This is a genomic window from Pseudoalteromonas sp. CnMc7-15, assembly GCF_022347925.1.
Lineage (GTDB): Bacteria > Pseudomonadota > Gammaproteobacteria > Enterobacterales > Alteromonadaceae > Pseudoalteromonas > Pseudoalteromonas ruthenica.
Genome location: NZ_JAKRFT010000002.1, coordinates 105,945 through 126,431, shown reverse-complemented (window position 1 = coordinate 126,431; position 20,487 = coordinate 105,945). Strand labels below are relative to the sequence as shown.

Sequence of the window (20,487 nt, the reverse complement as noted above, 5' to 3'; positions counted from 1 at the left end):
CTACAGGCACAACCTTGATTCAATGAAATCTAAAAAGGCAGATATTCGTGAAGACACTGCACTGTTGCGGTAGTAAACAGCTTGTACAGATTCTCGTCGATTAGGACTTAAAATATGGTTGTTTAGTACGCTCACTAAGCGCCCGGCGGCTAAGTCGTCTTTAACCATAAAATGCGACAACAATGCGAGTCCTTGACCCGCTATACATAGCTGACGCACAGTCTCGCCGCTGGAAGCACTGATAGCAAAGCGCAATTGTTGCGGGCTTTTGAGTGGCCAAGTGTTAAGGTGTGGGGCATCGCTAAAACCGATTAAACGCTGCTCATGCAGAGTTTGAATATTCTCTGAAAGGGAATGATGAGCTAAATACTCAGGACTTGCCACTATGTGTAGGCGACTTTTACCTAGTCGTCGAGCATGTAAATTTGAGTCACTAAGGTCACCAATACGTATGGCTATATCGGCTTTATGCTCAAGCAAATCAATAATACTGTCGTGGCTGGTTAGCTCTAGAGTAATATCTGGGTAGGTTCTGCAAAAATCGTTGATCAAAGGGTTCAATTGATGAAAAACAAATGGGCTGGCGGCATCAACGCGTAATTTTCCTGAAGGAGAGCGGCCCAGCAAACGCAGTGCTTCTTCGCCTTTTGCCAGCATATTCAAGCCATCGCGAGCGTGGCTCAAAAACAACTCTCCTTCTTCTGTGAGCTCTACTCGCCGTGTGGTTCTATTTAGTAGGGTGGCATTTAAAGTACGCTCCAGGCGGGTTACCGCTCGGGACACTTTGGCAACTTGTTGGTCGAGTAATTGTGCCGCAGCAGAAAAGCCTCCAGTATCAACTACGGTCACAAAGGCTTCTAAGTCTTCAGTTTTAGCATTGACGGGCATCGGCTTACCTTTTCATTTATCACAAAAGTATTTTGTCACTACTGCTATTTTTTGCAAATAAATTTACTCCCACAATGACGGCATTGTTTTTAAACTCGCAGTGAAGAGGAAAATAAATGCCCATTGCATTGCTCGCTTTAACTTTGAGTGCCTTTGCTATAGGTACTACCGAATTTGTAATAGTAGGATTAGTGCCGACTATTGCACAAGATTTAAATGTGACCCTGCCAAGTGCTGGGTTATTGGTTAGCCTTTATGCCATTGGCGTGGCTGTTGGCGCACCAGTGCTGACCGCGCTCACCGGACGGTGGAAGCGTAAAAGCGTGCTTCTTAGCCTCATGGCGTTGTTCGTTGGAGGAAATATTTTGGCTTGGCAAGCGCCGAGCTACGAAAGCTTAATTGCGGCGCGCATCCTGACTGGGTTGGCCCATGGCGTGTTTTTCTCCATTGGTTCAACCATTGCCACAGGCCTTGTGAGTAAAGAAAAAGAAGCTAGTGCCATCGCAGTCATGTTCACCGGTTTGACAGTAGCCCTAGTCACAGGCGTGCCGCTGGGTACTTGGATTGGTCAAAACTTCGGTTGGCGAGCAACCTTTTTAGTGGTTTCTGCCTTAGGGCTAATCGCTCTCATTGGCAGTGCTGTGCTGGTCCCGGGGAATTTAAAACAAGGTCGCCCGGCGCGCATCAAAGAGCAGTTGCAAGTGCTTGTTCAACCGCGATTAGTATTGGTGTATGTGATGACTATTTTGGGCTATGGCGGCACATTCACTGCATTTACTTATCTGGCGCCTATTTTACAGCAAGAAGCCGGCTTTGCTCCGTCAGCCATTGGTTTGATCATGCTGGTTTATGGTGTATCTGTGGCCGTGGGCAATATTTATGGCGGCAAGCTAGCCGACAAAAAAGGTCCGATTAACGCCCTTACGCTGATTTTTGCGGCTTTATCTCTAGTTTTATTGGTATTCACATTCACTATGGGATCAAAAGTGGGAGCGGTGATCACCGTGCTGATATGGGGGGCTTTTGCTTTTGGCAACGTTCCTGGGTTGCAAGTGTACGTAGTAAAACTTGCAGAAAAATACACCCCGAATGCCGTAGATGTAGCATCAGGCCTAAACATTGCGGCGTTTAATATCGGGATTGCGGTAGGCTCTGTATTGGGCGGTGCGATTGTCGACGGTATGAGCCTGCAAGACACTGCTTGGATAGGGGCTATGATTTCCGTAGCGGCTTTGGTGGCAACGCGTTGGAGTGGTCACCTTGATAAGCGCGACGAAACGCGTGCTCAGGAGCTGGTATGAGCCTGGATAAACTAGCACAAAAACCCTTTTCTATCGGGGTGGAGTTGCCGCTGGATAATGACTGGGCTCGTTTTGAAACCAATACCTCAGGACCTTTTGGCATTCCAGATATGCGCCATCATGAAGCGCGTATTCAGTTAGCCGACAAAATGGGCTTCTTCGCCGCTTGGGTTCGTGACGTGCCTATTTATGATCCTAATTTTGGTGATGCTGCTCAAGTATTTGAAACTTTTAGTTATCTAGGTTATCTGGCGGCTAAAACTGAACGCATAATGCTTGGCACAGCTGCGGTGGTGTTGCCTCTTCGCCAGCCTTGGCTAGTAAAAAAAGCCGCCGCCACGATACAAAGCCTCAGTAAAGGACGGTTGATCTTAGGGCTTGCCAGTGGTGATCGCCCTAGTGAATACCCTTTATTTAATATTGACTTTCCCTCACGGGGAGCCCGCTTTCAAGAAGCTGTGGCGGTGCTCAAAGGTGAGCCCAAGCGGCCCTTACAAGCAGGGCAAAAGGTTCTGCCGGAGTTGACTAACACGCCCTTATATGTCGCGGGTCTCGCCCAGCAGTCACCAATGTGGGTGGGACAAAATATGGATGGCTGGTTGGCATACCCAGGTACTCCTGAAGATCATAAAAAGCGAGTAGCACAGTGGCGTAATGTTGCTGGCGAAAAGCCTTACGTGAGCTTTATTCATTTAAATTTGCTGGATGAGCCTGATGCGCCAATAACACGTCACCGATTCGGGATTGAAACTGGCGTAAATGGACTCATCACTGAACTAAAGGCAATGCAACAAGTAGGTGTAAACCATATTGGTTTGCATTTTAGGCGAAATACCTTGCCCGTTGAATGGGCACTCGAGTACATCGGTAAACAGGTATTACCGCATTTTCATTTTTAAGGAGACTATATGAATCAATCAATTTTACCTAAACTAGGCGTTGGCACGTTTCGACTAGAGGACGAAGTCGCTTATCAGAGTGTAATGATGGCTCTTGAAGAGGGCTATCGGCATATCGATACTGCGCAAATCTACGGCAACGAAGAAGCTGTAGGTCGTGCTATTAGAGATAGCGATATTGCCCGTGAAGAGCTCTTTGTAACAACTAAAGTGTGGAACGATAAGCTCAATAAAGAAGGCTTTATTGACAGCGTTAAAGAGAGTTTACGAAAGTTGCAGCTTGATAGCGTGGACCTACTGTTAATTCACTGGCCAAGCCCTGAGGGCGGTGAACCAATGGATGAATACCTTGGTGAATTACATCGTGCCAAAGAGCTGGGTTTGACTAAATACATAGGTGTATCTAACTTCACTATTGCCCAACTTCAACAAGCGCTAAAAATCTTACCAGAGGGCTCGTTGACCAATAACCAAATTGAAGTTCATCCTTATTTGACTAATAAAAAAGTGCGTGAATTTTGTGTGCAACAAGGAATCACAGTGACCGGCTACATGCCTTTTGCTGTGGGTAAAGTGCTGAAAGACGAGACTATTTTAGCTATTGCTAAACAACATAACGTCAGCGCCGCCGAAGTGGTTGTGGCTTGGGAGTTAGCACATGGTTTGGTGACAATTCCATCATCGACCAAACGAGCCAATTTAGCCACAAATCTTAAGGCGCTGGAACTGACTTTAAGCGCTGAAGACATCGCCAGAATCGATGCCCTTGATTGTAACGACCGTCAAGCCGACCCTGACTTTTCACCCAAGTGGGATATTTAAATATGGTAGAGCGGACCCATGCATGGCAGTTTAATGGGGCAGGTAATGCCCTGCAATTAGACTACAAAGCCTTACCTCTATTGGAGGCTGGACAGATTCTGGTGCGCAACCTTGCCATCGGCATCAATCCTGTGGATTGGAAATTCATTGATGCCGATCCTATTTCTTGGCCCAAGGGTCACACTCCGGGCGTTGATGGTGCCGGCGAAGTGCTGGCCGTAGGTGCGGGAGTTGACGCTCAATTAGTCGGTCAAATAGTGGCTTATCATCACAGTTTAAGCCTTGATGGTAGTTTTGCTGAACACACCGTTTTATTTGCGAACCGGGTGATGCGCATACCACAAAGCTTGAGTCCTTCGGTGGCTGCCGCTTTACCATGTCCGATGCTGACTGCGTGGCAAGCGTTTAGCAAAATCCCCGCAGTTAAAGGTGCTAAGGTACTGATAACGGGTATGGGGGCAGTGAACAAGTTGTTGGCCCAAATGCTGAGTCACAGTGGTTTTAAAGTGCATGTCTTATCGCAAAGTTTAACCCAAGAGCAAGCGGATAAACTGAGTATAGATGCAGTTTTTCGTCAAGCGCCCAGCGCGGGCGGTTACTTTGCATTGTTTGATGCTAATGGCCCGGATACGGCAAGGGAGCTTGTGCCACTGCTGCAGGCCAATGGCCATGTTATCAGTATTTTAGGACGCATTGATAACCCCGTGGATGCGCCATTTACGCGTACTATTTCATACCATGAAATTGCCTTAGGGGCACTGCATGACTATGGGGATAGCGCTCAGTGGCAGCGCCTTGTAAGGGACGGTGAACGTCTACTAGAAGACGTGGTGGCTGGTCACTTACAGGTAGAGCAACCAACTGAATTCGCTTTTGATGCATTAAATGATGCTTTGATTTTCTCTAAGGAGGAAAAACAAAAAGCAGTTGTGCTCAATCAATAGTTACTCTGGGCCTTGAATGGCGGAATAAAACTAACGCATAAGACCCAGGTTAATAGCTTTTACACGGTTTTAATTGGGTTACAGGCACGGTTACCTCACGATATTGATGCCGAAATAGCATCATGATAATGCCATATTGTGGCTGCTTTATCGGTAGAGATGTTGTTAAGGTGGCTCTATCAACATAATGTAGAACGTGCTAAATGAAGAGGTAATAATGACCGCTATTGCTAAGCTCAGTGTGCTTGATCTCGCGCCCGTGGTGCAAGGCAGCAACGCCAATGAAGCGTTTGCCCGCGCTAAGGAGCTTGCTCAACATGTGGAACGTTTAGGTTACCATCGTTTTTGGATGGCGGAGCATCATAATATGCCCGACATAGCCAGCGCCGCCACGTCCACCGTACTGGCGTACATCGGCGCTCATACTCAGCGTATACGTATTGGCTCTGGGGGCGTGATGCTGCCCAATCACGCGCCGATGATTGTCGCTGAACAATACGGCACCTTGGCAGCGCTGTTTCCTGAGCGCGTCGACTTAGGCATTGGCCGTGCGCCGGGGAGCGATGGTGTAACAACACGTGCGTTGCGACGTGATGCAAAGGCTGCGGAAGATTTGTTGCCACAACTCGAAGAGCTGCAGTATTTTCTTGGCGAGGAGCAACCTGGCCAGCGCGTGCGAGCTTACCCTGGAGTCGGTTCTCACGTGCCGTTGTGGCTACTTGGTTCAAGCACTTACAGTGCTTTGCTCGCGGCACAAAAAGGCTTACCCTTTGCGTTCGCTGCGCACTTTGCCCCTGACTTTATGATGCGCGCGATAGAATTGTATCGTGAACAGTTTCAGCCCAGCGCTCAACTGAGTGCTCCCTATGTGATGGTAGCGGTGAATGCCATTGCCGCTGCTACTAACGAGCAAGCCGAGTTTCTCGCAACCACAGGGCAGCAAAAGTTTGTCAGTATGATCAGGGGGCAAGAGGGGCTGATCCCTCCTCCCACCGACAATATGGATGCGATCTGGACCGACCTTGAACGTCAACAAGTGACTCGGATGTTGCGCGAGTCAATCATCGGTAATAAAGAGAAAGTCCAGGCTGGGCTGCGTGGGTTACAGGCGCGTACGGGGGCCGACGAAATCATGCTACACAATATTATTTATGATCAACAAGCGCGTTTGAACTCTTATGAGCTGATAATGCACGGGTGATAGATATGGGTTGGCGCTTGGTTTATCCCCGTATATGCTTGATGAGCATCTTGCATCACAAAAAAAGGAACACAACATGATTGGCTATGTCACTTTAGGTACAAATGATTTGCAAAAGGCTGCGGCTTTTTATGATGTTTTATTGGGCCAACTCGGTGCAGCACGGTTTATGGAGAATGAGCGCTTAATCGCTTGGTCGACTGGTCCTGTAGGCGCAGGATTAGCGATAGTGACGCCCTATGATGAGAGCCCCGCAAGCGCCGGTAATGGAACTATGGTGGCATTACAGGCCAGTTCCCCGGATTTGGTTGATAAGGTTTACCAAAAGGCGGTTGCTCTTGGTGCTAAAGAAGAAGGAGAGCCCGGTGAGCGTGGTGATATCCCTGGCTTTTATGCTGGCTACTTTCGAGACCTAGATGGCAATAAGTTGAATGTATTTTATATGCCAAGCCCTGCTTAATAGATAAGGAAATGTGAATCTTACTATAAGCGCCCAGGTGGGCGCTTTGTTACGTGTATTTGTCCCCATATAGTTAACCCTGTGTTAAAAAATAACTGCATTTTATTGACGTTTTAACGACCATGTCATATGTTATGAAAGCGCTTACATAATTTGCGCTTTTTATTTGAGTACTTTTGAAAGCGCTTACAAAATACTGGTTGATAATAAAAACACAATTAAATCAGTTAGATACTAATAACCAATTAATGTTGGGGTTCAACAAAATGAACAAAGCAGCAACACACACGACTCGGGCTTTGGCAGCGCTCTCATTAGCTGTACTGACTGGGTGTGGCGGCTCCGCCACTGAGACTGATGTCACCACCACAGAGGTTAGTGCACCTGCCTCCAACTGGGTCATGGTTTGGGAAGATGATTTCAGTGGTGAAAGCATCGACACCTCAAAGTGGAACTATGAAATCAATTGCGCCGGTGGCGGCAACAATGAAAAGCAATGCTATACCGATAGCAGCGATAACGCATACATCGCAGATGGCGTGCTCAATATTGTTGCTCTACCAGCATCAGAAGGGGCTGAGAAACCTTACACGTCGGCACGATTAAACACCCGATACAAGGCTGATTTTACCTACGGGCGCTTTGAAGTTCGTGCCAAGTTGCCCTCAGGACAAGGCAGTTGGCCGGCGTTTTGGATGATGCCCACCGATGAAGTGTATGGTTCGTGGCCTAAGTCGGGAGAAATCGACGTCCTCGAAGCTGTTAACCTGAAAGTGCCCACCGATGAGGGGGTGGAGTCTAATATTCATGGTACTTTGCACTATGGACGCGATTGGCCAGACAATGCTTCCAGTGGCAAAGCGTATGAGTTCCCTCAAGATGAGAACCCCGCAGATGACTTCCATACTTATGCCATCGAATGGCAAGAAGGCGAAATTCGCTGGTATGTGGACGACTACCTTTACGCTACTCAACGCCGTTCTGAGGTGCTTTATAACAGCAAAAATGAAGCTGTGGGCTTAAAGCACCGTGGGTGGTTTGCTGAGTATTTTGAGCAGGGCAGTGGTGAGCTAGTCACGCATTGGGATAATGCTCCGTATGACCAAGATTTTTATATGATCCTCAACCTTGCTGTTGGCGGTGATTGGCCGGAAAACGTCAATCAAACGGGTATTGATGCTAGCGCTTTTGCCGAGGGACAAAAGTTTGAAATTGATTATGTGCGCGTTTATGAGTGTGCATCGAACCCTGATACAGGCAAAGGCTGCGAAACAATTCGCCCTGGTTATGATGACCCTGCAGATGCATTAGTTGAAGGTAAGGCGCCTGTGCCTACACCGCCATCAACAGGCATCAATCCACTGACTATTTTTGCTGACCAATTTAACCCTAACTGGCCTGCTTGGGACTGCTGTGGCGGTTCAACGCCGAGCTTAGTACCTGTAGAAGGCAAAGGCAATGTGGTGGAGTTCGTGGTCGGCAGTGCACCCACGGTAAATGGTTTTACCAGCCGTAGCGAGTTTATCACTGATCCCGAGGGGGAGGCGTCGCCTTATGATGCTTCCGGGATGCTCGACACTGGTTTTGTGCGTTTCGATATGCGTGTCACTTCAGCTCCGGCGAATCCAGATGCCACTTGGATGTTTAAAATTGAAAGCTTTGATGCTGGCTCCGCCGTTGAACTCAACCTTAGCGCCAGCGCCGAAGGTGAAGCTCCTGTCGTAGGCCAATGGCAAACGTATACATTTCCAATCCAAGTGTTAGCTGATGCTGGCCTTGATGTGTCAGCAATTGATGTGGTGATGATCTTCCCTGCTTGGGGCACTGGAGAGGGCGCCGTTTATCAAGTCGATAACGTTGAGATAAACGCCGAATATCCGCAGTTGGACCTTTTCACTGATGGCCAAAATGTTGATTGGCCGATGTGGGATTGCTGCGGTGGCAGCACACCTATCGAAGTCATGGATGATGAAGCCCATGGCTTGGTTGCTGAATTTGCGATTGGTGCTACACCTACCGTTATGGGCTTTAATACGCGCAGCGATGCAGGCGGCAGTGATAACCCCTTTGATGCCACGGCTATCGTTGAAGGTGGCGTGATGCAGTTTGATATGAAAGTAACATCAATGCCGAATACGCCAGATGCGCCTTGGTTGCTCAAGTTGGAGTCAAGCGGCGGAGCGACGGCCGCTGAGGTTGATTTAACAACAAGCGCTGAAGGTCACGCCCCACAAGCGGGTGAATGGCAAACTTATACCTTCCCGTTGACTGACCTAGCGAGCGCTGGGTTAGATTTAAGCGCCATTGATGTAGTAATGATTTTCCCTGCATGGGGCAGCGGTGAAGGTGCGGTATACCGCATTGATAACGCCAAAATTTATTACCCAGAGAATGATGGGTTAACCTTATTCAAAGACGCGGCTGCTGAGCAGTGGAGTATTTGGGATTGCTGTGGTGGCTCTGAGCCTGCTGTCGTGACTGACGACCAAGCTCATGGCGCAGTTGCTGAGTTTACAATCGGGGCGACGCCAACCGTGATGGGTTTCCTTGCAGATGAAAACGTGTCATTTGATGCCTCCGGCTTGCTCAGCGAAGGTGTGGTGCAGTTTGAAATGAAGATTACCAGCAATGCGGGTAACCCGGACGCTCAATGGTTATTCAAGATTGAGTCATTGGGTGCTGCAACCGCAGTGGAACTGCCGCTCAGCGCCAGTCAGGAAGGGGCAGAGCCTGTCGTGGGTGAATGGCAAACCTACACCTTCACATTACAACAGCTACTCAATGCTGGCTTGGATGTCAGTGCTATCAATGTGGTGATGGTATTCCCTTCTTGGGGCATGGGTGAAGGTGCTGTGTATCGCATCGATAACGCGGTCATAGCGAATCCTTAACACACTGAGTGCGGGGAGTACGCTGCCCGCAACCTATGGCAACAATTTGTATAAGCAGGCAATCATGAAACCTACAACATTTAAGAAATCATCGCTAGCTGTCTCAGTGTCGCTGAGCCTTGCCGCAGGCCTTGGTGTGGCCATGCCAACTTGGGCACAGACAGAACAAGACAATGCTGAAAAGAAAATAGAAGTTATTCAAGTTAAAGGGATCCGAGGCAGTTTGATTCGTTCCATGGATCTTAAACGCCAATCTTCGGGCGTTGTCGATGCAATCTCTGCAGAGGAAATGGGTAAGTTCCCAGATACTAACTTGGCAGAGTCATTGCAGCGCATAACCGGGGTGTCAGTAAGTCGGGCTAACGGCGAGGGTAGCCAAATTACCGTACGTGGTTTTGGCCCTGAGTTTAACCTTATCACCCTTAATGGCCGACAAATGCCAGGAACAGGTTACACGCGTTCGTACAACCTGGAAAACATCGCCTCAGAGGGTGTGAACACCTTAGAAGTTTTTAAAACCGCGCGTGCTGATGTCCCCAGCGGTGGCTTAGGCGCGACGGTTAACATTGTTACCTCTCGACCCTTCCAACGCCCTGGGCAGCACTTTACCGTAACTGGCAAGGCTATTCACGATACCTCAAATGAACAAGGGGATGATGTCACCCCAGAGTTTTCTGCGGTGTACAGCAACACCTTTGATGATGATATGTTCGGTGTTGGCTTTACCTTCTCGCATCAGGAACGTGACTTTCAAAAACAACAAGCAAACATTCAAGGTTGGCAAGCGAACGTAGATTTACCGTCGCTTGATGACGGCAGTGTGATTGATCCCCGTCCTTTAGACGCTGATGGCAACCGGGTGGGTAATCATTTCTTTCCTAAAGATATGAACTACAGTATTGAAGACTTAGAGCGCGAGCGCACCAATGGGCAGGTAACGCTTCAGTACGCGCCTATCAATGATATTGTGGTGACGCTGGATTATACGGCGAGCCGAGCTGTTACTGGCTCTAACAGCATTGGCTGGGGAATTTGGAACGAGTTTGGTGGCAATATTAACGGCTACGAGCTTGATGAAAATGGCACCGCACTCTTCGCTGACATTAGTGGTAATGATGCGTCGTTTACCGCCAACCGTTCAACCACCGAAGTAACCGCACGTTCTGTGGGCCTTAACGTCGATTGGCAAATCAACGATCAATGGCAGGTTGCTGTTGATTATCATGATTCTAATAACGAAACTGACAATGGTGCCGATGATGGGCTAGGCAGCGCTGGGCAAGTGATCTTAGGCTCCGATCAGCTTATTAATAAAATTTATGATTACCGTGAAGGGGACATCCCTCATGCCTTGGTAAACTGGAAAAATGGCACCACTACTTTAGCCCCGAGTGAAATTGATTCTAACTTTAGTCAGTTCACCTACTCACCGGGTGAATCGGATATCAAACAGGCGCAATTGCATAGCGAATGGTACAACGACAGCTTTGATATCCCACTAATCCGGGTGCAATTCGGTGGCTCGCACACTGAGCAAACCATGACGGGTTTCACGGCGTGGAGCGGTCTGCGCGGCGGCCCTGGTTTCAATCCGGCGTTCCCCGAGATTTTCCCTGATAATATGTTCACCTACCATGAAACCGGCGATCTCCTTGATCAATTTGCTGGAGGTGGTAGTGACTTACAACCGGGCTATTACTACACCTACGACTTTGATGAGGCCATTGCTCGCCAGCTGGCTTACCTTACTGAAGATGTAGTAGGTGACAATGTATACTCTATCGATCCTTTCTTTGATGGTATTGATAGTCAGAATACCGTTGAAGAGCAAACGCAAAGCCTCTACTTGCAAACGCAATGGGAATTCGACGTCGCCAATTACTACGTGCAAGTGAATGCCGGTTTACGTTATGAGCAAACCGATGTAACTAGCATTGTACGCCAGCGTGTCGAGCAACAAGTGAATTGGGAAAGTGCGTCAGAGTGGATTATGCAATACACCGAAGGCGGCACGAATAACTTCCTGACTCAAGAGGGTGACTACGACATCCTACTGCCGATGATTGATGCTAAAGTGGATTTGACCGACGATTTGGTAGCGCGGGTATCATGGGGTAAAACCATGTCACGTGCACCTTTGGGTAATTTGGCCGGCGGCCGTAGTTTAACGGGCAGCCCTAAGCCAGGCTCGCGAACTGGTGCCCAAGGTAACCCCAATCTATTGCCATTTGAGTCCACTAACTTGGACTTGTCTCTAGAGTATTACTACAGCGAAGGCAGCTACGCGTCGGTGGGTTACTTCAAAAAAGACGTGGATAACTTTATCCAAACAACCATCACTGAAACCACCATAGACGGTTTGCACGACATTCTTGATGGTCCTCGTTACCGTGAGGCGGTGGCTGCAATTGAAGGACGTGGCGAGCAGGCGACCAGCGATGCAATCTATAATGAAATGCTGGCGTTAGGCTATGGTAATGGCGAAGGTAAAATTGAGCCAAGCAGTGATGATCCGCTTATTGTTTGGAACATCAGCCAGCCGCAAAATACCGACAGCAAAGCGGTAGACGGATTTGAAGTGGCGCTGCAGCACCTGTTCGGGGAATCGGGCTTTGGTGTTGGTGTAAACGCGACTTTTGTTGACGGCGATGTCGAGTTTGATAGTGAAAGCTTGGTGCAACAAGCTCCACTTACTGGCTTGAGCGACTCTGCAAACTTCCAGGCCTTCTATGAAAAAGATGGCTTATCGGTGAAGGTCACTTATGCGTGGCGTGATTCGTATCTTATTGGTGTGGGCCAAGACCAGGGCTCCTCAGATGCGCCACCGCAGTATAGCGACACCTATGGGCAATGGGATATCAGTGTTAATTATGACATTGACGAGCACATTACTGTGTTTGTCGAAGGTGTGAATCTCAATAATGAAACTGAACGTGGTTACGGTCGATATGAAGAGCAGTTCTTATTTGCACGTCAATATGGGCCGCGCTACACCTTGGGTGCGCGCTATAGCTTTTAGCCATTAATTTTAGCTTCACGACAGGGGTTATCCCTAGAACCAACCTAGCCGCTCACCGAGCGGCTTTTTTTATTTATATACAGTAACCACTTGAGCTTATGTCAGTGAGTAGAAAGGGGGCTTTGATGTCGCTGCGCGTCAAGTACCTAAACGGACAACTGGCTATTTTTAACTGTTTTGTTTAATATTGCCCCAATTAGCGCCTAATTTCATGGTCGTATAGGTGCCTTAGGAATACTTTTAACAAGGATGAACTCATGACAACCATGCGTATTTCCCAATCTGTCGGCATCAACGGTGTCAATAATCCCAATGACATTAAAGCGGTACAACAAGCATTAAACGCTCTACTGAGACTCATTGCGCCCACTCAGCGGTTAGTCGTTGACGGTCGTTTAGGAAGCCGTCCTGAGCAGTCAAAAACCGTTGCCGCGATAAACCTATTTCAACAAAAAGTGGTGGGTATGGTTCGTCCCGACGGCAAAGTGGATGTAAATGGGCGCACCCATCGCAAAGTAAATGAAAAGCTCTCTCAAGCGAGCGCCAGTGCGCAGACACCGGTTTCTGGAGCCTTGAAAGTGTCGCTTTATCGTAATATTGAGCGCTATGAGGGCCGCGTAGAGCACATGTATTTGGATACCAAAGGCTTTGCGACCGTTGGTGTGGGCCACCTACTGAGTAACGTAGATGAAGCCAAGAAGCTACCTTTTATTGTCAATGCCACCGGGCAGCCGGCTACTGCCGCGCAAATAGAAGAAGAGTTCTCACGCTTAAAGAAAATGCCCTTTGGTAAAGATTACCCCGCTTCCATTTATAAATCAGCAACCAAACTACACCTGTCTGAGCAAACTATGGATGCACAGATTGAGAAGCATATTCGTCAGTTTGAATCGGAGCTAAAAAGAATATACGGGGCCGATAAGTTCGCTGCCTTCCCAGACAACGTCAAATTGGCGCTATTCGATATGATTTTTAACCTGGGTATGACCAAGCTTAAAAACACCTTCCCTAACTTTAACCGCTATATTAACGCGGGTGACTATAAAAATGCCGCGCTCGAGTCGTCTCGTAAAGACATCTCCGAAGAGCGCAATATGTATGTTCGTAACTTATTGGCAAACTCATAATGACTAAAAGCACTTTTTTATTATCTGGGGCCATGCTGCTCTCTGTTGCAGCCTGCGCAAATACAGAGCAACCAAGTATTGCTCCAAGTTATAGCGAAACCAATAAAACTGAGGGGCGTTTTGTCGATCCCGTATCACTAGATAGCCGAGCGGATGTGGAAGCGCTAGCAAGTGGTAAGTGGTTTTTTAGTTACCCGCTAATAAATGATTCTGGCAAGAGCACAGAAATTGCAAGCTGTGAGCAATTAAAGCAAGCCCAGGCTCAAGGTTTCAAGGGCGAAGACTTTTCAATGCAAGGCGCTATTGAAGCGCTCGAGCTAATTTGCAACACCTGGCAGGCGATGGCGGAACTAGAAGCCTCTCACACCAGTTGGATTAACTTTACTCATGGTAAAGAAGTGGCCAAGGATTTACCTGCCGAATTCGCCCTCGCTATCTCTAATGATACGGTTGAGCGGGTGGCGCAGTCCGAGCACTGGAGTGATGTAACCACAATCAAAAAAGTTGAGCCTGCGAGTGAAGACCAAGCGGTGTATTACGATACCGATGGCAGTATTCAGCGTTTAACGCTCATGGCCCAAGGCGACTACAATGGCGATGGAATTGAAGATGCTATTTTCTATATGGAAAATGGCGTTGATGGCGGCAGCTATTCCAGTGTGAACACCTATATTGTAACTCGCTTGCAGCAAGGGGCACCGATAACGCTGCTGGCGAAGTGGTAATCAGGTCTCCTGTGGCAAACTCAGAGTGACTAGATTAAACCTCATAACAGTGACCGCTCTTTTTGGTTCACTGAGCGTGTGTGCAAAGACAGGTATAGAGCCTCGTTATACTTTAGATAACAAAGCCCGTAGCTTCTTTGATAAACGCATTGAGCTGAAGAACAGCTCAGAGGTTGCCGCACTTCACAACAAACAGTGGTATTACCAAGATACTCTCAATAAGGGGGTGGACTTTATCGAGGTATCGAATTGCTTAGAGCTCAAAAAGGCTTTAGCGGAAGGCTTCGAGGCAGATACATACTCTTATCAAGAGGCGGTAATAGCAACCAAACATATCTGCAACACCTGGCAGGCGATGGCGAAATTAGAAGCCTCTCACAGCAGTTGGATCAACTTTACCCATGGTAAAGAAGTGGCCAAGGAATTACCTGCCGAATTCGCCCTCGCTATCTCTAATGATACGGTTGAGTGGGTGACGCAGTCCGAGCACTGGAGTGATGTGACCACAATTAAAAAAGTCGAACCTGCGAGTGAAGACCAAGCGGTGTATTACGATACCGATGGCAGTATTCAGCGTTTAACGCTCATGGCCCAAGGCGACTACAATGGCGATGGCATCGAAGATGCTATTTTCTATATGGAAAATGGCGTCGATGGCGGCAGCTATTCCAGTGTGAACACCTATATTGTGACTCGCTTGCAGCAAGGGGCACCGATAACGCTGCTGGCGAAGTGGTAATAGGTAAGGAGCAGCTTAGCTGCTCCCACAATGTTGCTCCCACACCATGGCACAGCTAATGGAACACTTTGCCACTAATCAAGGTGTCATCAATCACCAAAAACTGCCCATGCCATTTTTCTGTAGTGACATAAGCGGTATCCCACTCTAGATTAGTGTTGCCCATGGCTTCAAGCTTGGCATAAGGGTCTCCTTGGCCAAGGCCAGCAAACTGCCATTTTGAAAAGTTATCGAAGAGCTCGTTTTTGCCGTAGATGCCTGCCCTGCGGGCGGAGAAGTCTTCCATGAGTTTAATATGGTCCACTTGCTCTGCAGTAGACATCACAATTTTTTGCCGACAAGGGGTAAAAAAAGCACGCTTATTATCGGCATCGACTAGTTGAATTAGGCTGTTTCCATAGGTGCTAATATACTCGTCAATGCTCATGGCGTGTTGGTAGCAAGGAGAGGTTTGCACCTTGCTAAAGTCGGTGAAGGGCTTGCCTACACTAAACCCAGCTAACTTCTGCGCCGTTTCATCAAGGTCGCTAACTTGTTGTAGTGTTAAAAATTTTGGTTCGCTATAAGCCGAGTCAATGAGTGCTGCCTGCTGGCCATTAAGGGTTGCTGTAGAAGCAAACTGTGCTCCATTTAAGGAGAATGTAAAGTCTTCGGCAACAATTTCCAACTGGTTAGCTAACGAAATAGGTAACAAAGATTGGTTGTATTGATAACCCACTAACTTACCTTGGTGAAAACTAAAAACATGATTGCGACCAATAAAAGCCAGTAACTTTGTGTCATTTATCGGCCATAACATAGTAAAACGGCCCAGCTTTTCGAGTACTTGAGCGAATTCATCACCCATTTTAAAAGTAAATATAGAATCCTCGGTGATAATTAAAGTCGGTGTTAACTGCTGAAGCTGTTTTAGGGGGGCCGCTGGTAATGTGAATGAAGTTTCTATATCAAGGTCGTTACTCGTATATTTGAAAACTGTTGATGATAAATAATCAATATTCTCTTTCGTTATTTTAAAACTATCACCGTAGCATTCAGTGACTGATGCGATTTGCGCAATTGCATCAATATTGGATGAGTTCGGATCACGTTTAAAGCTGACAGCCGTTTCCATGATACCCGCATCGGTATTGTCGGCGATATCTTGCAGTTTATGCAGCAGCTTTTCTTTAGTCTGTGTAATTAGCTCATCGTCACTGAATGACCCCATACGGGCTCGATATGTTACTTGTACAGATTGCGCCGAACGCTCGTCAACATCGCACTCACTGGCTCTGGAGTACACGCTGTGTGAGTATGACGAGCATGAATATACAACAGCTAATGCCAATAAGTACTTAACCATAACGGCAATCCCTTTTTATCAAAGTCACTAATGTCTATCTTTTACACAGTGATAATTAAAGTCAATATATCTAGTATTTTTCAGATTTGAATTAGTATCAATAATTAATCATCTTATTGATACTGCAATGGAAATTAAAATAAATTTAATATAGCATTCCTTTTATAGGAACTTTATAAGGATATAGAAATGTACAAAGGACTTGCTTTGTTTTGCCCATTATTTTGTTTAACACTATCGGGGTGTGGAGGAAGCGACAGTAACAAGGATGCGACACCTGTTGTAGAGAACACCTCGCAATCGGCCAAGGCTCATGTTGCTGCGGTCACTCAGGCTCAGCGAGGACAACGAATACAGCTTGATGCGACCCAAAGTGTGATCCCTCGTGGCGGCAGTTTTTCTTGGCAATGGCACAGTGTGCCTGAAGATGGCGCAGTTGAACTCACTGACAAAGAGACGTTGAAGCCTACCTTTATACCCACTGTCGCGGGGACTTATCAGCTCAAGCTGGTGGTAGACGCTGGCAACAATAATAGCAGTGAAGTGCTAACCACCATTACAGTCGCTGACAGTAGCAATAATATTGCGCCGGTGGCGCGCTTTGAATTGGCGCAAACACATTTTGGTAAGAACGAAACTATTCATTTAGATGCTTCAGCAAGCTTCGATGCGGATAACGATACGCTAAATTATGAGTGGCAAGCACAGCCTCATAATAGCTCTGCCGAGTTTCAACTTAGTGCCCATACCGGCGTTCAGGCATTATTTAAGGCTCAATCAGCGGGTAAGTATACCATTCGCTTAACTGTTGATGACGGTGAGTTACAGCACAGCACCGAAGGCACAGTTACTGTTCAAGAACAATCCTTAGAGCCGGTGATTTCTGCCCCTAGCAGCGTAAAGGTGGGCACCGAAATTAAACTCAGCGCAGCAAATAGCAAGCTGTATGAAGGGGTGGGAATTACTTGGCAGTTAAAGAGTAAACCCCAAGGTAGCAGCGCCGAACTCTCTACTCACGATGCTGTTGAAGCGCTTTTCACCGCAGATGCCGCCGGTACTTATTTAGTACAACTGAGACTCACGGCAAGCACTGGAGAATATGTTGTGGCAACCAAAAAGATCACCGCAACAGCTAACAATGGCGCGCCCTTTGTGCGCCTATTAAACACTCCAAGCTCAAGCAAAACCTATCAGCAAGTGACGCTCGATGGCTCAGCAACTACAGACCCTGATGGCGATACCTTAGACTTTTTATGGCAAATAGAAGCACCAGAAGGCGCTACATACAGTCTTGAAAATGAAACCAGCGCCAAAGCCACCTTTTTAGCGCAAGACCCAGGCGATTACAAAATAACGCTGCAGGCGTCTGATGGGGCTTTAACGAGCCAAAAGTCACTGATCCATCGTGTCACATCGTCTAATAGTGCGCCTAGTGCTCAAATCGAGCTATCATCGGGCCAAGTGAAGCTTTATAAAACAGCCTCTTTTATCGCCAAAGGCCAAGATCCAGATGGTGATGTACTCACTTACCAGTGGCAGTTGATAAATAAACCAGCACAAAGTGAGGCGCAGCTTAGCAATATAGAAAACAATGAAGTAAGCCTCACATTCGATAAGGCAGGTACTTATACGCTGAGCGTAACGGCCTCTGATGGTGAACTCTCGAGCGAGCCTCATGTTATGTCGGTACAGGTTAAAGCGGGCACCAATCGCCAGCCCTATATTCTTGGCATGCAGGTCTTGGATGAGCTAAAAGCGGATCAGCCCATTCGCTTAGTGGTTAACGCAGGCGATCCTGATGGCGATCCGCTGACTTACGAATGGCGAGTCGAGCCGCCAACAAATGCCACTGCTACCTTCTCATCGACAAGCACAGCACAGACCACGATAACGGTCAGTGATCCAGGTTGGTATTTAGTTGAGGTTTATGCCGATGATGGCATAGTGCGTACGCCCTATCCGCATGCCAAGTTACTGATAGTCGAGTAGGCAAAGAAAAGGCGGGAACTCCCGCCTTTTTAAGTTAATCGCCCATAAATTTCATCGCCTGCAACAAGTTACTGTAATCGTCACGCCACACAAAGGGTGTGGTTGTACTTGGCCAAGGAGATTGACTAGAGCGCAGCGATGCCAAACGCTCAGCGCTGCGGCTAAGCACGACCCAGCGTACATCGTGACCATGGCGCTGTTGCGATTTGCTTTCGTTGTAAACAATGGCTAATTCAAAATGCTCAGCCAAGCCACGCATCAAAGGTGTTAAATCCAAATGGGTATTGGAAATATGCACCGCCAGCAAGCCGTCATCCTTGAGATGGCTAAGATACAGGTCGGTGGCCTCTTGTGTTAGCAAATGCATGGGGATGGCATCGCCGCTAAAGGCATCCAGCACCAGTGCATCAAAGCGCTGCGCGGGTTGCTGCGATAAGGTCACGCGACCATCACCTAAGTGATAATGCTGCTGCGCAGCTGAAGCGTTTAAGTAACTAAATTGGCTTTTAGCCGTTGTCAGTACATTGGGATTAAGCTCGTAGAAATAGTAGTGATCGCCTGGCTTGCCGTAAGCAGCCAACGTCCCCGCTCCCAAGCCGATAAAACCGACTTTGGCGTTTGCCGAGAGCTCTGAGAGCATTTGCCCGACCAAGGTTTGCTGTCGGTAGTAACTCTGTGGCTCGCCTTGTCCTGGACCGCTCAACACTTCCACACCGTGGGTGGTGGTGCCATCAATCAGACGTCGTTCAACGCGGTTGTCGATATTAACTTCAGTCACGGTTAACAAGCCGTAAAAGTTGCGCAAACGGGTAATATCATTACTTTTAAACTGACTGTCTAGCCATAGAAATAACAGCGCCGAGATGGCCACGCCAACAACAGCACTGCCGGCTAACCATGACGATCTTTGGTGCTGCTTATCAAGTAGCACGGCGACAGCAAACAGTATCAAGGCCATGGCAATGGCTAATGGGTATTCGTAATACAAGGTGAATACGAGGGGCGCAACAAAGGTGATGGCCGCTGTGCCCAAGGCCCCACCTAGGGCCATTAACAAGTAAAACTGGGTGAGATAATTTGTATTAGGCTTGGCTTTAACCAGCTCACCATGGCACACCATGCAAGCGGCAAACAGCACTAAGGAATACAGGGCTACTTGGCTGACAATATCGAACTGGCTGCCAATGAAGAACAAAAAGCAGGCGATAAGCGCGCACACCGAAAGGGTCGCCAACCAAAATACCCGATGGTAAAGCTTGGTTGAGTGGAAACATAAAACAAAGGTAAGCAAATACAACGCCAGCGGTAAAAGCCATAAAAACGGCACCGGGGCGACATTTTGCGTAATGGCGTTGGTGCTGGCAGTGAGTATCATCACCCCACAGCCGCTCAGGGCCAACCATAGTAACCATTTGTGGTGCAGCCCGCCGCGAAACGCACTTTGCTCGGTAGTACCTAAACGCTTCGCCTGATTATAAAAGCGCGCCATATAGCCATAAAAAACAACGCCAAATGCCACAAATAACCCACTCCAGAGCCACGATTGATGGCCTAAAGCGAACCAAGGCTCAATAGCAAAGGGGTAAGAAAGTAGGGCTAAAAACGAGCCAATATTAGAGTAGCTATAGAGTTTATAGGCATGCTCGTTATCGACCTTTGCCTGCCAGCTTTGCATCAATGGGGCCGTTGCGGCGAGGGCAAAGTAGGGGAAGCCTACAGCAATACTTAGTTGCAATAACACCTGCCAAGCTGGGTGAGCACCCGGGGCGGCTAAGGCTTGGGTGCCAATAGGTAATGCTAGAGCTCCTACGAGCAGCAGCAAGCCGTGGACAATAAACTGATTCTTTAACTTAAAGCGGCTTGAGAGTAGGTGCGCATAGCCGTAACTAGCCAATAAAAAGGCTTGAAAAAACAACAGGCAAGCGGTCCATACTTGGGTGCCGCCGCCAAAGCTGGGTAACAGCATTTTGGCCATGATCGGCTGGACTTGAAACAGTAAAAAAGCACTGAGAAATACAAGAATAATTGCAAGCATAGGGGGTGAATGAGTACGTGAGCGAAAAAACGCCCGCTAATGTACCATGTTTAACCATAATGGGGAAAAGGAGCTGCACAGTCGCTCATGTTGCTCTTGCTT

At 47.8% G+C, this 20,487-nt stretch carries 15 protein-coding genes; 12 read left to right on the top strand and 3 right to left on the bottom strand.

The annotated features are described in order from the left end of the window. A complete protein-coding gene (locus tag MHM95_RS04305; protein ID WP_239384410.1) occupies positions 1 to 888 on the bottom strand; it encodes a LysR family transcriptional regulator in 888 nt (295 codons plus the stop codon). A 116-nt stretch (positions 889 to 1,004) separates the two neighbouring features. Here MHM95_RS04305 and MHM95_RS04300 point away from each other — a divergent pair, with 116 nt between their 5' ends. The 11 genes from MHM95_RS04300 (at position 1,005) to MHM95_RS04250 (ending at position 15,016) form a co-directional block, all read left to right on the top strand. Further along, a complete protein-coding gene (locus tag MHM95_RS04300; protein ID WP_152441782.1) occupies positions 1,005 to 2,189 on the top strand; it encodes an MFS transporter in 1,185 nt (394 codons plus the stop codon). After that, complete coding sequence (locus tag MHM95_RS04295) at positions 2,186 to 3,088, top strand: TIGR03571 family LLM class oxidoreductase (protein ID WP_152441783.1); 903 nt, start codon at positions 2,186 to 2,188, stop codon at positions 3,086 to 3,088. The genes MHM95_RS04300 and MHM95_RS04295 overlap by 4 nt, the downstream gene beginning before the upstream one ends. 9 nt (positions 3,089 to 3,097) lie before the next feature. Further along, a complete protein-coding gene (gene dkgB, locus MHM95_RS04290) occupies positions 3,098 to 3,910 on the top strand; it encodes a 2,5-didehydrogluconate reductase DkgB (RefSeq protein ID WP_239384408.1) in 813 nt (270 codons plus the stop codon). A 2-nt stretch (positions 3,911 to 3,912) separates the two neighbouring features. After that, a complete protein-coding gene (locus tag MHM95_RS04285) occupies positions 3,913 to 4,854 on the top strand; it encodes an alcohol dehydrogenase catalytic domain-containing protein (RefSeq protein ID WP_239384406.1) in 942 nt (313 codons plus the stop codon). 217 nt (positions 4,855 to 5,071) lie between these two features. Further along, positions 5,072 to 6,055 (top strand): LLM class flavin-dependent oxidoreductase, encoded by a 984-nt coding sequence (locus MHM95_RS04280; protein ID WP_152441784.1) that lies wholly within the window; start codon positions 5,072 to 5,074, stop codon positions 6,053 to 6,055. Between the two features lie 76 nt (positions 6,056 to 6,131). Then, the gene (locus tag MHM95_RS04275; protein WP_053909492.1) at positions 6,132 to 6,515 is read left to right on the top strand and encodes a VOC family protein; all 384 of its coding nucleotides are present in this window, start codon (positions 6,132 to 6,134) and stop codon (positions 6,513 to 6,515) included. A gap of 266 nt (positions 6,516 to 6,781) precedes the next feature. Next, on the top strand, positions 6,782 to 9,406 hold the full coding sequence (locus tag MHM95_RS04270; RefSeq protein WP_239384404.1) for a glycoside hydrolase family 16 protein: 2,625 nt from the start codon (positions 6,782 to 6,784) through the stop codon (positions 9,404 to 9,406). Positions 9,407 to 9,470: 64 nt separating this feature from the next. Next, on the top strand, positions 9,471 to 12,425 hold the full coding sequence (locus MHM95_RS04265) for a TonB-dependent receptor (protein ID WP_239384402.1): 2,955 nt from the start codon (positions 9,471 to 9,473) through the stop codon (positions 12,423 to 12,425). Between the two features lie 257 nt (positions 12,426 to 12,682). Next, positions 12,683 to 13,552, top strand: a complete 870-nt coding sequence (locus MHM95_RS04260; RefSeq protein WP_053909495.1) for a hypothetical protein — start codon at positions 12,683 to 12,685, stop codon at positions 13,550 to 13,552. Beyond that, positions 13,552 to 14,277, top strand: a complete 726-nt coding sequence (locus tag MHM95_RS04255) for a hypothetical protein (protein WP_239384400.1) — start codon at positions 13,552 to 13,554, stop codon at positions 14,275 to 14,277. Before MHM95_RS04260 ends, MHM95_RS04255 begins: the two co-directional genes overlap by 1 nt. Before the next feature lie 25 nt (positions 14,278 to 14,302). Next, the gene (locus MHM95_RS04250) at positions 14,303 to 15,016 is read left to right on the top strand and encodes a hypothetical protein (RefSeq protein ID WP_239384392.1); all 714 of its coding nucleotides are present in this window, start codon (positions 14,303 to 14,305) and stop codon (positions 15,014 to 15,016) included. A gap of 55 nt (positions 15,017 to 15,071) precedes the next feature. Here MHM95_RS04250 and MHM95_RS04245 read toward each other — a convergent pair whose 3' ends face one another. After that, positions 15,072 to 16,361, bottom strand: coding sequence for a hypothetical protein (locus MHM95_RS04245; RefSeq protein ID WP_239384391.1), 1,290 nt, complete (start codon positions 16,359 to 16,361; stop codon positions 15,072 to 15,074). A gap of 189 nt (positions 16,362 to 16,550) precedes the next feature. Between MHM95_RS04245 and MHM95_RS04240 the strand changes: the two genes are divergently transcribed. Then, entirely contained in the window at positions 16,551 to 18,350 is a 1,800-nt protein-coding gene (locus tag MHM95_RS04240; protein ID WP_239384389.1) for a PKD domain-containing protein, read from the top strand. Positions 18,351 to 18,384: 34 nt separating this feature from the next. Here MHM95_RS04240 and MHM95_RS04235 read toward each other — a convergent pair whose 3' ends face one another. Continuing rightward, positions 18,385 to 20,385 carry a fused MFS/spermidine synthase gene (locus MHM95_RS04235; protein WP_239384388.1) on the bottom strand — a complete coding sequence of 667 codons (2,001 nt, stop codon included), beginning with the start codon at positions 20,383 to 20,385 and terminating at the stop codon, positions 18,385 to 18,387. Between the last annotated feature and the right edge of the window lie 102 nt (positions 20,386 to 20,487).

Bases quoted from the DNA above. Each gene is read 5' to 3' on its own strand.
- MHM95_RS04245 (WP_239384391.1), bottom strand. From the start codon at position 16,361: ATGGTTAAGTACTTATTGGCATTAGCTGTTGTATATTCATGCTCGTCA.
- MHM95_RS04255 (WP_239384400.1), top strand. From the start codon at position 13,552: ATGACTAAAAGCACTTTTTTATTATCTGGGGCCATGCTGCTCTCTGTT.
- MHM95_RS04265 (WP_239384402.1), top strand. From the start codon at position 9,471: ATGAAACCTACAACATTTAAGAAATCATCGCTAGCTGTCTCAGTGTCG.
- MHM95_RS04280 (WP_152441784.1), top strand. From the start codon at position 5,072: ATGACCGCTATTGCTAAGCTCAGTGTGCTTGATCTCGCGCCCGTGGTG.
- MHM95_RS04285 (WP_239384406.1), top strand. From the start codon at position 3,913: ATGGTAGAGCGGACCCATGCATGGCAGTTTAATGGGGCAGGTAATGCC.
- MHM95_RS04305 (WP_239384410.1), bottom strand. From the start codon at position 888: ATGCCCGTCAATGCTAAAACTGAAGACTTAGAAGCCTTTGTGACCGTA.
- MHM95_RS04300 (WP_152441782.1), top strand. From the start codon at position 1,005: ATGCCCATTGCATTGCTCGCTTTAACTTTGAGTGCCTTTGCTATAGGT.
- MHM95_RS04295 (WP_152441783.1), top strand. From the start codon at position 2,186: ATGAGCCTGGATAAACTAGCACAAAAACCCTTTTCTATCGGGGTGGAG.
- MHM95_RS04260 (WP_053909495.1), top strand. From the start codon at position 12,683: ATGACAACCATGCGTATTTCCCAATCTGTCGGCATCAACGGTGTCAAT.
- MHM95_RS04240 (WP_239384389.1), top strand. From the start codon at position 16,551: ATGTACAAAGGACTTGCTTTGTTTTGCCCATTATTTTGTTTAACACTA.
- MHM95_RS04235 (WP_239384388.1), bottom strand. From the start codon at position 20,385: ATGCTTGCAATTATTCTTGTATTTCTCAGTGCTTTTTTACTGTTTCAA.
- MHM95_RS04270 (WP_239384404.1), top strand. From the start codon at position 6,782: ATGAACAAAGCAGCAACACACACGACTCGGGCTTTGGCAGCGCTCTCA.
- MHM95_RS04275 (WP_053909492.1), top strand. From the start codon at position 6,132: ATGATTGGCTATGTCACTTTAGGTACAAATGATTTGCAAAAGGCTGCG.
- dkgB (WP_239384408.1), top strand. From the start codon at position 3,098: ATGAATCAATCAATTTTACCTAAACTAGGCGTTGGCACGTTTCGACTA.